The following is a 12,270-nucleotide window of genomic DNA, read 5'->3' on the forward strand; positions in this document are numbered from 1 at the left end:
ACTTCGAGCGTTCATCGAACAGAAACCGATTCCAGACTTACTAGGTCTAGCTTGTTTGTACAAGTTCCCCTACTTTCATTGCATATTGCGCGAGACCCTTGTGGGAGACAACGTGATCGCATCTCGAATTCGCTTCGCAAGCCTGACCGCGATCCTCCTCGCGGGCGCCACGGCGTGCGGGGCGGCCCCCACCACTACGGCGCCGTCCGCCTCCGGCGGCGGTTCGGCGGCCGGAGCGGACGCCAGGACCGCAGCCTCCGCGGCCGACTTCGGCGGGCTGGACAAGCTCGTCGAGGCCGCCAAGAAGGAGGGCAAGCTCCATGTCATCGCCCTGCCGCCCGACTGGGCCAACTATGGAAAGATCATCGAAGCCTTCAAGGCGAAATACGGCATCGAGATCGAGAGCGAGACCCCCGACGCCGCCAGCGCCGATGAGATCAACGCGGTGAAGACCCGAAAGGGGCAGGACCGCGCTCCCGACGTGCTGGACGTCGGCCAGTCCTTCGCCATCAGCGGCGCCGCCGAGGGCCTGTTCGCGCCCTACAAGGTCCAGACCTGGGACAAGATCCCCGCCAACCAGAAGGAGCCGAGCGGCCTCTGGTTCAACGACTACGGCGGCTACGTCTCGATCGGCTGCGACGCGAAGAAGATCGCCAAGTGCCCGGAGACCTTCGCCGACCTGCTCAAGCCCGACTACAAGGGCAAGGTCGCGATGAACGGCAACCCGACCAAGTCCGGCTCCGCGTTCGCCGGTGTGTACGCGGCGGCCCTGGCCAACGGCGGCTCCTTCGACGACATCCAGCCCGGCCTCGACTTCTTCAAGAAGCTGAAGGCCGCGGGCAACTTCAACCCGGTGGAGACCACCCCCGCCACCATCGAGAAGGGCGAGACCCAGATCAGCATCGACTGGGACTACAACAACGCCGCCTACGCCCCCAAGATGGCCGGCAAGGGTCTCGACTGGAAGACGGTCATCCCGAGCGACGGTAAATACTTCCAGCTCTACGCGCAGGCCATCAACAAGGACGCCCCGCACCCGGCCGCCGCCCGCCTCTGGCAGGAGTTCCTCTACAGCCCCGAGGGCCAGAACCTCTATCTCGGCGGATTCGCCCGCCCGGTGCTGCTGCCCGCCATGAAGACCGACGGCTCGGTCGACAAGGCCGCCGAGGCCAACCTGCCTCCGGTCGAGGGCGAGCCCTCCTTCCCAACCGAGGCCCAGGTCACCAAGGCCAAGGAAGTCCTGGCCGGCGGCTGGGGCGCCGCCGTCGCCGGCTGACCCGTGACGACGACTGACGGGGGCGCGGCCGTCCGCGGCGACCGCGCCCGATCCAAGGGGTGGCTCGCCGTCCTGCCCCTGCTCGGCTTCATGACGCTGGCGTTCGGGATTCCGGGGATCGCGCTGCTGCTCGGCGCGTTCACCGTCAAGGACCCGCAGAGCGGGCTGTCCTCCCTCAGCACGGCCAACGTGACCGCGAGCCTGCAGGGCAACTACCTCGCCACCCTTCTCAGCAGCGTGCGGCTGTCCGCGGTGGTCGCGGTGCTCGGCGCGATCCTGGGCGTCTTCCTGGCCCAGGCGGTCGTCACCTCCCGGTTCCGGGCGTTGCGCGAGGCGGTGCTGACCGCCTCGGGCGTGCTGGCCAACTTCGGCGGCGTGCCGCTGGCGTTCCTGTGGATCGCCACGCTGGGCAACTCCGGCGTGGTCACCCAGGCCGCAGGGCTGGGCGAGGCGGGCTGGAACCTCTACAGCTTCTGGGGCCTGGTGATGGTCTACATGTACTTCTCGGTGCCGCTGATGGTCCTGGTCGTGACCCCGGCCCTGGACGGCCTGCGCCCGCAGTGGCGGGAGGCGGCGCACAACAACGGCGCCACCACCTGGCAGTTCTGGCGGCACGTCGGCGTCCCGGTGCTGACCCCCGCGCTGCTCGGCGGGGTCGTCCTGCTGTTCGGCGGCGCGTTCGCCGCCTACGCCACCGCCGCGGCGATGGTCGGCAGCACGGTCCCCCTGGTCACCCTGCAGATCGCGGACGCGCTCACCGGCGACGTGCTGATCGGCCACGAGAACATCGCGTTCGCGCTCAGCCTCGACATGATCGTCGTCGCGGTCCTGGTGATGGCGATCTACCTGCCGCTGCAGAAGAGGAGCTCCCGATGGCTGCGGTAGCCACCGTCGCGCAGAACACTCCCGGCCCGGCCGCCTCCGCGCGCCCCCGGCGGGCGCGAATCTGGCGGGGGGTCGTGCTGGGCGTCGCCGCGATCTACTTCCTCGTCCCGATGGCCGTGTCGTTCTGGTTCACCGTTCACACCGAGGGGAAGGGCCTCTCGCTCGACGCCTACGGGCGGATCCTGTCCGCGCCGGGCTTCGTGCCGAGCCTGCTGGTCTCCCTCGGGCTGGCCGTCGCCACGATCGTGACGGTGCTGCTGCTGACGCTTCCGGCGATGCTCGCCGTACGGCTCGGCGCACCGCGGCTGCGGCCGGTGCTCGAAGTGGTCGCCACGCTGCCCCTGGTCGTGCCGCCGATCACCTACGCGGTCGGCATCGGCACGGCGCTGCGCGGCGGCACCGACGCGCTGGCCGCCACGCCGTTGTGGGCGACGCTGATCGCGATCCAGGACGAGAGGTTCCCCGTCGTGCTCGTCCTGGCCTACGTGGTGCTGACGCTGCCGTTCGTCTACCGGTCGCTGGACGCCGGGCTGCGGGTGATCGACGTGCGCACCCTGGTGGAGGCGGCCCGCAACCTGGGAGCCTCGTGGCCGCACGTGCTGTTGCGGGTGATCGTGCCCAACATGCGTTCGGCCATCGCCAGCGCCTCGTTCCTCACCCTCGCGCTGGTACTCGGCGAATACACCATCGCCGCCCTGCTCGGCTACCAGACGTTCCCGGTCTGGATCGTGACGGTCTCCGGGAACGACGGGCAGCTGTCGGTGGCCCTGTCCGTCATCAGCCTGCTGCTGATCTGGCTGCTGTTGCTCACCGTCTCGGAAGCAGGAAGGAAACGTCGATGACCGTCGAGCTTCGGGGGCTGCGCCGCACGTTCGGCCGCACGGTCGCCCTGGACGGCCTGGACCTCACCGTCGAGCAGGGCGAGCTGATGGCCCTGCTCGGGCCGTCCGGCTGCGGCAAGACGACGGCCCTGCGCTGCGTGGCCGGTTTCGAGCACCCCGACGCCGGAGCGGTGCTCGTGGACGGCGAGGACATCACCCGGGTGCCCGCCAACCGGCGGGACGCGGGGATGGTCTTCCAGTCCTACAGCCTGTTCCCCAACCTCAACGCCCGTGACAACGTGGCGTTCGGGATGCGGGTCCGCAAGGTGCCCGCCGCCCGGCGGCACGCCCGGGCGGCGGAGCTGCTGGAGCTGGTCGGCCTTCCCGCGCACGCCGAGCGCTACCCGCACGAGCTGTCCGGCGGCCAGCAGCAGCGCGTCGCGCTGGCCAGGGCGCTGGCGCTGGAGCCTCGCGTACTGCTGCTGGACGAGCCGCTGTCGGCGCTGGACGCCAAGGTCCGCGTCACGCTGCGGGAGGAGATCCGCCGGCTGCAGCTCGACCTCGGCATCACCACGATCTTCGTGACCCACGACCAGGAGGAGGCGCTGTCCGTCGCCGACCGGGTCGCGGTGCTCCGCGACGGGCGGCTGGAGCAGTGCGGGCCTCCCGCCGAGGTCTACGACCGGCCGGCCACACCGTTCGTGGCCGAGTTCGTCGGCACGATGAACCACATCCCCGGCCGCGTGTCCGGGAAGGAGGTCGCGGTCCTGGGCCAGTCGCTCGCGGTGGACGGCCCGCTGCCCGCCTCCCCCGACGTGGACGTGCTGGTCCGCCCGGAGGCCGTGCTCGTCACGCCCGACGCGGAGGGCGAGGCCTTGATCGTGGCGTCGTCCTTCCGCGGTTCGTCCGCGCGGCTGCGGGTACGGCTGGGCGAGCTGGAGGTCCTCAGCGACGTGCCCGGCCACGACGCGGTACGGCTGGCCCCCGGCTCAAAGGTGAACCTCAGCCTCGTGCGGCGGCCCGTCCTGGTCGCCGAACGCGCCGCGGCCGTCGCCGTCCCGGCCCACGCGGAGACGGGGGACACCGCGAGTGTCGGCTGAGCTGCGCGCCGTTCTGTTCGACATGGACGGCACACTCGTGGACACCGAGGGGCTGTGGTGGGAGGCGTGCGTGGCGGTGGCCGCGCGACTCGGCCTGGGCCTGACCGAGGCCGACGGCGCCCACGTGGTCGGCCGTCCCGTCGAGCACACCGCCGCCCATCTCGTACGGCGAAGCGTCACCCTCCTGCCGCGGGACGTCGCGCGGCCGGAGAGGGACTCCTCGGGCGGAGCGACCGTCGAGGCCGTCGGAGCGTGGCTCACCGAGGCCTTCGCGGAGCGGATCGCGGGCGGGGTGACGCCACTGCCCGGCGCCATCCGGCTGCTGGAGGACCTGGAGGCGGCGGGCGTGCCGGCGGCGCTGGTCAGCGCCTCGCCCCGGCGGGTCGTGGACATGGTGCTGCGCACGGTGGGGGCGGAGCGGTTCCGCCTGATCGTGGCCGCCGAGGACACCGAGCGCGGCAAGCCGCTGCCGGATCCCTATCTGAAGGCCATGGCCGGGCTGGGGATGGACCCCGCCGAGTGCGTGGCCGTGGAGGACAGCCCCACCGGCCTCGCCGCCGCCCGAGCCGCGGGGTGCCGGGTGGTCGCGGTGCGGGGCGGCACAACGGGCGGCGCAGCGGACGGCGGGGCGGAGGACACAGCGGGGGACACAGTGGACGGCGTGGGAACACCGCGTGGCGTGCTGACCGTGGACAGTCTGGAGAAAGTGGACCTGCCGCTGTTGCGGCTGCTGACGGCAGGCAAGATCTCGGTAAGCTGAGCCACTTCATGTGACGGTATATGCGGTTAGGAACGACGGTGAACGACCTCACTCCGGGTGATTCCCTACAAATAGGTCGATACCGCGTGCTCAGCCGGCTCGGTCGGGGCGGGATGGGCACGGTCTACCTCGGCGAGTCACCCGAGGGGCAGCGGGTCGCCATCAAGGTGATCAACCCGGAGTACAGCCAGCACGAGCAGTTCAGAATGCGCTTTCGCCGGGAGGCCGACGCCGCCCAGCGGGTCCGCCGGTTCTGCACGGCCGCGGTGATCGAGGCCGCGCTCGACGGCGACCAGCTCTACGTCGTCACCGAATACGTGACCGGCCCCAACCTCGAGGAGGCCGTGCAGTCGGGGGGGCCGCTGCGCGGTTCCAGCCTCGACGCGCTGGCGGTCGGTGTGGCGACCGCGCTCACCGCCATCCACGGAGCCGGGGTCGTGCACCGCGACCTGAAGCCCTCCAACGTGTTGCTCTCCCCGGTCGGGCCCCGGGTCATCGACTTCGGCATCGCCCGCGCGCTGGACACGCTCGGCGAGATCACCGGCACCGGAGAGATCATCGGCACGCCCCGCTACATGGCGCCGGAGGTGCTGCGCGGCGAGCCGGTCTCCCCCGCATGCGACGTGTTCTCCTGGGGCTGTCTGATGGCCTTCGCCGCCAGCGGCAAGGCGCCGTTCGGCGGGGAGACGCTGCCCGCGGTGGTGTACCAGGTGCTGAACACCGAGCCCTCCCTGGAGGGCATGGAGCCCGCGCTGCGCGAGCTGGTGACCTACGCCCTGGCCAAGGACCCCCGCAACCGCCCCACCGCCCAGCAGGTCCTCGACCACCTCGTCGGCCGCTCGGCCGCTCCCGAGCAGACCGCCCACTCGGTCCAGACGACCTGGCAGCAGGGCCCGCCCACGATGCACGCGACCACGCCGTGGACCGGAACCGTACCCGCCGGGCAGCCCGTCGAAGAGGGGCGGACCCTCGCGCCCGCGCCGGCCGGCCGGCCGGCCGGACGCGGCAGGCTGATCGCCGGAGCGGCGGTGGCGGCCGTGGTCGCGGCGGGCGGCCTCGGCCTCTACCTCACGCTCTCCTCCGGCGGCCCGCCCACCAACCTTCGCCTGCTCTACCAGAACGACTTCACCCAGAGCGGGAACGGCTGGAGCGGCGGCACCTATGACGAGAGCGAGAGCGACGGGAGCGGCGAGCACGGCTTCGCCCCCGAGGGCTACTACGCCCTCGACGTCGACGGCGACGACTCCGTCCTGCGGGAGAAGGCCCCGGTCCCCTTCGCGACCGCTCCACCGGCCACTCCCAACCCCACGGCCAGCCCCACTCCCGTCATGCCCCGCCGGCTGCTGCTCGGCGTCGACGTCGGAGTCCGCAAGGGCAGCAACGGCCAGGGCGAGTACGGCCTGTTCTGCCGGGGCGAGGACACCTACGAGGCGACCCGGTACGAGTTCCTGCTCGACACCACGGGCAACGCCCGCATCCGCAAGAGCGTCAAGAGCGCCGGAGGCGAGCTCACCAAGCCCGTCCAGGTGGACCTGCCCCCGGGGGAGCCCGCCCGTCTCCAGGCCGAGTGCTCGGAGACCTCGCAGGGCGTGCAGCTGATCATGTGGGTCAACGGCGAGCGGGTCCAGTCCGTTCTGGACGCCAACCCGCTGTCCTCCGGCGAGGTCGGCCTGATCGCCCGGGTGGGCGAGAAGAGCAAGGCCACGCTCAGGACCTCCTTCGACAACTTCACCATGCACGGCACCCTCGAAGGTCCGGAGGGTACGGCCTCCGACAGGCCCTGACCGGGAACAACGAGTGATCGTCGCGAGGTTGGGGAGGATCGAAGCACTCGACCGAGCGAAGGAGTTCCAGCGCGATGCGTGCCATAGTCGTCTCCGCCACCGGTGGTCCCGAGGTTCTCACCTACACCGATCACCAGGATCCCGAGCCGAACCCCGGTGAAGTGCTGATCGACGTCGCGGCCAGCGGCGTGAACTTCATCGACGTCTACCACCGGATGGGCCGCTACCCGCTCTCGCTGCCCTTCGTCCCCGGCAACGAGGGCGCGGGCACCGTCGTCGCGGTCGGCGAGGACGTGCGGGAGTTCGCCGTCGGCGACACCGTGGCCTGGGCGAACGTGATGGGCAGCTACGCGGAGAAGGCCGTGGTGCCCGCCTCCCGCCTGCTCTCCGTGCCCGACGGCGTCGCGGCCGACACCGCCGCGGCCCTCATGCTCCAGGGCATGACCGCGCACTACCTGACCCACTCCACCTACGAGGTGAAGCCGGGCGACGACGTGCTGGTGCACGCCGCGGCCGGGGGCATGGGACTGCTGCTCACCCAGATCGCCAAGCTGCGCGGCGCCCGGGTGATCGGCACGGTCTCCAGCGAGGAGAAGGAGAAGCTGGCCCGCCAGGCGGGCGCCGACGAGGTGCTCCGCTACGACGGCTTCGCCGAGGCGGTCCGCGAACTGGCCGGTTCGGGCGTGCACGTGGTCTACGACGGCGTGGGCGCGGCCACCTTCGACGGCAGCATCGCCTCGCTGCGCCCGCGCGGCGTGATGGCCTTGTACGGCCAGGCCAGCGGACCGGTCCCGCCCGTCGACCCGCAGACCCTCAACCAGCACGGCTCCCTCTTCCTGACCCGCCCCACCCTCGCCCACTACGTCGCCACCCGCGACGAGCTGACCTGGCGGGCCGCCGACCTCTTCGGCTGGGTGGCCTCGGGACGGCTCCAGGTGCACGTCTCCCGTCGCTATCCGCTCGCCGAGGCCGCACGCGCCCACGAGGACCTGGAGGCCCGCCGCACCACGGGCAAGCTCCTGCTCATCCCCTGAGCCGTTTCGCGCACACGGCTCCCCTGAGCCGTTTCGCGAGCACGACCGCCGCCGGGCGGGGCGGCGGCCGCCGCGACGGTGCGCTCAGTCCAGACGGTGCGCTCAGTCAGACGGTGCGCTCAGTCAGACGGTGCGCTCAGTCAGACGGTGCGCTCAGTCCAGACGGTGCGCTCAGTCAGACGGTGCGCTCAGTCCAGACGGTGCGCTCAGTCCAGACGGTGAGCCGGCCGGTCCGGCAGGCGGGCGCCCAGCGCGGCGGCGGCCGTACGGCCCGCGCACCCGGCGGAGCGGGAAGGCCGCCGATCGCCTGCGGGGGCGGTCAGAGGATGGACCACAGCTCGTAGTCCTCGCGGAACTCCCTGGAGCCGATGATATATCTGTCGTCGGTCATGACCTGGGTCTTCTTGGGATCGACGGCCATCATGAACCAGGCGTTCCGGTCACCGTCCATGCGTTCACCCCAGGGCGCATCGATCGTGACGGGCTTTCCGACGGGGTTCTGGAAGGCGCGGACCGTCCCCTTGGCCCGGGCCATGCCCTCCCCGATGTCGTCGTAGCGCTTGGCGAAGTTCTCGGCGGTGATGATGTACTCCTCCCCGCGGGGATTAGTGATGATCTTGTCGCCCTTCTTCGCCTTGTTGACCGTCTCCTTCGTCCCGTCGGCGAGGACGGTGTGAATCTTCTCGCCCTCGCGCGCGTCCCGCACCCCCACGACGGCCTTCTTCCTGAACACGGCGGAGGCGGCGAACTGCTCGGTCATCTGCGCCGACTTCAGGTTGACATAACGTCGGCCCACGATCCGGTCGAGGAGTGACTTGAAGAGCTTCTGGAGGATGGCGCCGAAACGCCGGAGAGCGCCGGCGATCAGCTGCCGCGCCCGGGCGATGAGCCCGGGCAGCGAGATCGGGGCGCCGGTGAAGAGGGCGGTCGCCGCCGCGACGCCCACCGCCGCCGCGAACAGCCCGATGGCCGCCCAGGTGGCGGTGCTGGTGATCCGGAGGGCCTCCAGCGCGAAGACGGTCGCGCCGCAGTCCGCGGCGAGCTGCTCCAGGCTCCGAAGGGGCCCTTCTTCGGCGGTCAGCCTGGTCCTGCAAGCCTCGACGGCTGACGCCTCGTTGCGAGACACCATCCGCCACAGGGCGTCGTCGGCGTGGGCGTTGAGCGACTTGGTCTGGGCACCGGCCTGCTCGAAGCTCGTGATGTGCGCGTCGTAGGCCGAGGGGAACGGCGGGGGCGGGCTTATCCCGATGAGGGAGAAACCGAGCTGGGCCGCCGGCGTCGCGAGCAGCGCGGTCACGCGGAGAACTCCGTTTCGACGCGCCGGACGGCCTCGATACCGCAGGCGTCGGCCGTGTCGTAGTTGCCCGCCATGACGATCTGATCGGCGCCGGCGACACCGAGCTCTCTCGCGAGCAGGTCCGCCTTGTCGACCAGGCCGTTCATCACCTGGGCGTAGAGGCTCGCCACGATCGTCGTCTCACCCGGCCAGGGAAAGCTCGACCCGTGCAGATGGCTGCGGAGCCCCGCCACATACTCCTCGAAATCGGCCCCCAGCTCCTGGAACCGCAGCCCCGAGGAGTTCTGGCTGTCCGTCCTGACCTGTATCCGCTGCTCGCTGTCCATGCGCACTCACCCGTCGACGTCCTTATTCGATCTTCAGTTTAGGGACGGAGCGAGGCGGAGGCCAGCGGCGCATCGTCCCGGCCGGAGCCGCCGGGACGGCGCGGTCAGTCCAGCGGATGAGACGGCCAGTCCAGCAGGCGGGCGCCCAGCACCGCCGTCTCCAGGGTGAAGCGCTGGGTGGGGTCGTCGGGTGAGAAACCGGTGAGACGGCGGATCCGTTCCAGCCGGTAGGTCACCGCCCGGGTGCTGACGCCGAGCCTGCGCGCGGCGGCGGTCTGGTTGCCCTGGGAGGCGAAGACCGCCTCCAGCGTGCCGAGCAGTGACTCCGGACCGCCTCTGGCCTGCAGCAGCGGGCTGAGCACGGTCGTCACCAGATCCTCGATGGCCGCCCTGTCCCGCAGGAGCACCGGGAAGACCAGTAGGTCGGCCGCCTTGAGCACCGACGCCCGCAGGTCGAGGCGGTCGCCGAGGTCGATGGCGCCGGTGGCTTCCCGGTAGGAGGTGACCACTCCCCCGGGCCCCCGGTGCGGCCGCCCCAGGCCGACTCGCCAGCCGGGCGCGAACATCTGTCTCACGTGATGGGTGAACTCCCCTGGCGCGACGGTGAGGCTGCCGGGGGCGACGCACACGAGCCCGCCGTCGCGCACCGCGACCAGCACGTTGTGCGAGCCGAACCGGGCGACCATCGCCTCCTCGATCCGCCGGGCCGGTCCGGCGCCGTACGCCATCGCGTCCGGCGCCATCTCGTCCGGCGCCATGTCCTCGGCCACCCCGCCATGGGCCGTCTCGCCATGAGTCACCCCGTCCACCGGCCTCGCCGGACGGGCCATCCCGTCCACCGGCCTCGCCGGACGGGCGACCGCGACCACATAGGTCTCGGCCAGCCGGAGGCCGAAGTGCTCGGCCCGCTCGGCGAGCCGGTCGGCCCGGCCCTGGAGCAGGTCGTCCACGAACTCCCTGCGCGCCGCCTCCTCCTGGCGCAGCGCCAGCCGCTGGGCGTTCTCATAGCCCTCCATCAGGGCGGAGACCGCCCGTCTCAGGGCCGGCAGCGGGGCGGAGCCCACGGATTCGGCCATCATCAGGGCGCTCTCCACCAGCGCGCGCAGTGGCACGCCCGACTCGGCGGCTCGCGCGCCGGCGACGCGGTAGTCGTCCAGCGCGCCGCGGTCGGGCAGCAACCCGGTCGCGGCGGCCTCCGCCAGAACGCGAAGGTGTCCGCCGAGCAGTCCGGCGGGCACCCTCGGGGCCTCGTCCATCAGACTCCTACGTCACGCCGATCGAAGGCGAGGATCGCGGTCAGGAGCAGGACGACCGTCGCCCCGGCGAGGACCAGGTAGTCGCCGGCGGGCAGGCCCTGGTAGAGCGGCCTGCCGTCCAGGTAGTAGTGGAACGGCGAGACCCACCGGAGCCAGGCGATCGCCTCCACGTTGCGTCCCATGCTCTCGATCACGTAGCCGCCCACCGCGACCACGCCCACCACGGCCATGGCGACCGCCTTGCGCCCGGTGGCCGCGCCGATAGCGAGGGCCAGCGCGCCGAAGAACAGACCCAGCAGGAGGACCCCGGCGTGCCCAGCGAGGATCCTGCCGGGAGCAACGTTCATGTCGGTGGCCGCCGTCATCGCCCACACCGCGAGGAACGTCACCGCCGCCACCCCCAGCATGCCGAGGGCCAGCGCGGCGAAGCGCTCGAAGACCAGCCTCCTGCGGTCGATCGGCAACGTGACGGTCAACTCCAGCGTGCCGGACTCCTCCGGCTGCGCGATGGCCCGGTTGCCCAGGATCGCGGCGCAGGCGACGAACAGCATCGGCCCGAACAGCTGGTAGACGAGGCTGTGGAGGTAGCCGACGCCGGTGGTGAACCCTTCCAGGCCTCCCATCAGGTCGCGCATGGCCCCGGGGAACTTGGCCAGCGCCGCCTGGCCGTACAGGACGGGATTCTTGGCGATGTTCGGATAGAACGACATGTACAGCCCGAAGAACGCGGTGATGCCGATGGTCCAGCCGGCCAGCGTTCTGCGGTAGTCCCTCAGGCTCTTAGACACCAGCGCGGGCATGGCGCTCCTCCTCCTCGCCGTAGTAGGTGAGGAAGATCTCCTCAAGATCGGGCTCGGCGCTGACCATGTGCACGACGGTGAACCCGGCGGCCGCCTTCACCAGCGCGTCCGGGCGACCGTCGATGGTACAGCGGACGCTGGCGCCCACCACCCGCAGGTCCCGCACGCCGGGCAGGTTCTCGAACGCCTCCCTGGGCACCGGCGCGTCGAAGTGGAACTCCACCCGCCGCACCGCCTTCTCCCGCAGCGCCGAGACGTCCTCCACCGCCACCAGCCGCCCGCCGCGCAGGATCCCCACCCGGTCGGCGACGTCCTCGACCTCGGCCAGCACGTGTGAGGACATCAGCACGGTCCGGCCGGCGGCGCGGGCCTCGCGGACCATCGCCAGGAACTCCTGCTGCACCAGCGGGTCCAGACCGCTGGTCGGCTCGTCCAGGATCAGGAACTCCGGCTCGTGCATGAAGGCCTGGATCAGCCCGACCTTCTGTTTGTTGCCCTTGGACAGCTTGCCCATGGGCACCGCCAGGTCGGCCTCCAGCCGCTCGGCCAGGGTCTCGATCCGGTGTCCGGGCACGCCGCCGCGCACCGCCGCGACGAAGGCGAGATAGTCCCTCGCCTTCTCCCTGCCCTCCAGGGCCAGCTCTCCGGGCAGGTAACCGATCCGGCCGCGCACCCGCGCGTCGCGAGGGTCGGCGCCGAGCACGGTCGCCCGGCCCCGGGTCGGCCGGATCACGTCGAGGAGCAACCTGATCGTGGTCGTCTTTCCCGCGCCGTTCGGGCCGAGGTACCCGAACACCTCTCCGGGACGGATCTCCAGGTCGAGATCCTCAAGTCCCCGGCGCCCACCGTAGAACTTGGTGAGCCCCTCGGTTTTCACCACCGATGTCATGCACCGATCGTGCCGGTTCGCCGCCACCCCGGCCATGACCGG

At 71.2% G+C, this 12,270-nt stretch carries 12 protein-coding genes; 7 read left to right on the forward strand and 5 right to left on the reverse strand.

The window, feature by feature from the left end:
- The first annotated feature begins 112 nt into the window (after window positions 1–112).
- The 7 genes from ACQPYK_RS38155 to ACQPYK_RS38185 all read left to right on the forward strand — a co-directional run bounded on the left by ACQPYK_RS38155 (window position 113) and on the right by ACQPYK_RS38185 (window position 7,660).
- Window positions 113–1,276, forward strand: coding sequence for an ABC transporter substrate-binding protein (locus ACQPYK_RS38155; RefSeq protein ID WP_433242489.1), 1,164 nt, complete (start codon window positions 113–115; stop codon window positions 1,274–1,276).
- A gap of 3 nt (window positions 1,277–1,279) precedes the next feature.
- On the forward strand, window positions 1,280–2,161 hold the full coding sequence (locus ACQPYK_RS38160) for an ABC transporter permease (protein WP_433242492.1): 882 nt from the start codon (window positions 1,280–1,282) through the stop codon (window positions 2,159–2,161).
- Window positions 2,149–3,003 (forward strand): ABC transporter permease, encoded by an 855-nt coding sequence (locus tag ACQPYK_RS38165; protein WP_433242495.1) that lies wholly within the window; start codon window positions 2,149–2,151, stop codon window positions 3,001–3,003. Before ACQPYK_RS38160 ends, ACQPYK_RS38165 begins: the two co-directional genes overlap by 13 nt.
- The gene (locus tag ACQPYK_RS38170; RefSeq protein WP_433242498.1) at window positions 3,000–4,082 is read left to right on the forward strand and encodes an ABC transporter ATP-binding protein; all 1,083 of its coding nucleotides are present in this window, start codon (window positions 3,000–3,002) and stop codon (window positions 4,080–4,082) included. The genes ACQPYK_RS38165 and ACQPYK_RS38170 overlap by 4 nt, the downstream gene beginning before the upstream one ends.
- On the forward strand, window positions 4,072–4,842 hold the full coding sequence (locus tag ACQPYK_RS38175; RefSeq protein WP_433242501.1) for an HAD family hydrolase: 771 nt from the start codon (window positions 4,072–4,074) through the stop codon (window positions 4,840–4,842). The genes ACQPYK_RS38170 and ACQPYK_RS38175 overlap by 11 nt, the downstream gene beginning before the upstream one ends.
- 86 nt (window positions 4,843–4,928) lie before the next feature.
- Window positions 4,929–6,626, forward strand: coding sequence for a serine/threonine-protein kinase (locus ACQPYK_RS38180; RefSeq protein WP_433242504.1), 1,698 nt, complete (start codon window positions 4,929–4,931; stop codon window positions 6,624–6,626).
- 74 nt (window positions 6,627–6,700) lie between these two features.
- Complete coding sequence (locus ACQPYK_RS38185) at window positions 6,701–7,660, forward strand: quinone oxidoreductase family protein (protein ID WP_433242507.1); 960 nt, start codon at window positions 6,701–6,703, stop codon at window positions 7,658–7,660.
- Window positions 7,661–7,979: 319 nt separating this feature from the next.
- Here the strand turns inward: ACQPYK_RS38185 and ACQPYK_RS38190 are convergent, their stop codons facing one another.
- From ACQPYK_RS38190 to ACQPYK_RS38210, 5 genes are all read right to left on the reverse strand, one after another.
- Complete coding sequence (locus ACQPYK_RS38190) at window positions 7,980–8,957, reverse strand: PGDYG domain-containing protein (RefSeq protein WP_433242509.1); 978 nt, start codon at window positions 8,955–8,957, stop codon at window positions 7,980–7,982.
- Window positions 8,954–9,283 carry a hypothetical protein gene (locus tag ACQPYK_RS38195; protein ID WP_433242512.1) on the reverse strand — a complete coding sequence of 110 codons (330 nt, stop codon included), beginning with the start codon at window positions 9,281–9,283 and terminating at the stop codon, window positions 8,954–8,956. The genes ACQPYK_RS38190 and ACQPYK_RS38195 overlap by 4 nt, the downstream gene beginning before the upstream one ends.
- Window positions 9,284–9,387: 104 nt before the next feature.
- Window positions 9,388–10,539, reverse strand: a complete 1,152-nt coding sequence (locus ACQPYK_RS38200) for a PucR family transcriptional regulator (RefSeq protein WP_433242515.1) — start codon at window positions 10,537–10,539, stop codon at window positions 9,388–9,390.
- Window positions 10,539–11,339 (reverse strand): ABC transporter permease subunit, encoded by an 801-nt coding sequence (locus tag ACQPYK_RS38205; RefSeq protein ID WP_433242518.1) that lies wholly within the window; start codon window positions 11,337–11,339, stop codon window positions 10,539–10,541. Before ACQPYK_RS38205 ends, ACQPYK_RS38200 begins: the two co-directional genes overlap by 1 nt.
- Window positions 11,320–12,228 carry an ATP-binding cassette domain-containing protein gene (locus tag ACQPYK_RS38210; RefSeq protein ID WP_433242521.1) on the reverse strand — a complete coding sequence of 303 codons (909 nt, stop codon included), beginning with the start codon at window positions 12,226–12,228 and terminating at the stop codon, window positions 11,320–11,322. The genes ACQPYK_RS38205 and ACQPYK_RS38210 overlap by 20 nt, the downstream gene beginning before the upstream one ends.
- Window positions 12,229–12,270: the final 42 nt, after the last annotated feature.

Source organism: Streptosporangium sp. CA-135522 (genome assembly GCF_050949235.1).
Taxonomy (GTDB): domain Bacteria; phylum Actinomycetota; class Actinomycetes; order Streptosporangiales; family Streptosporangiaceae; genus Streptosporangium.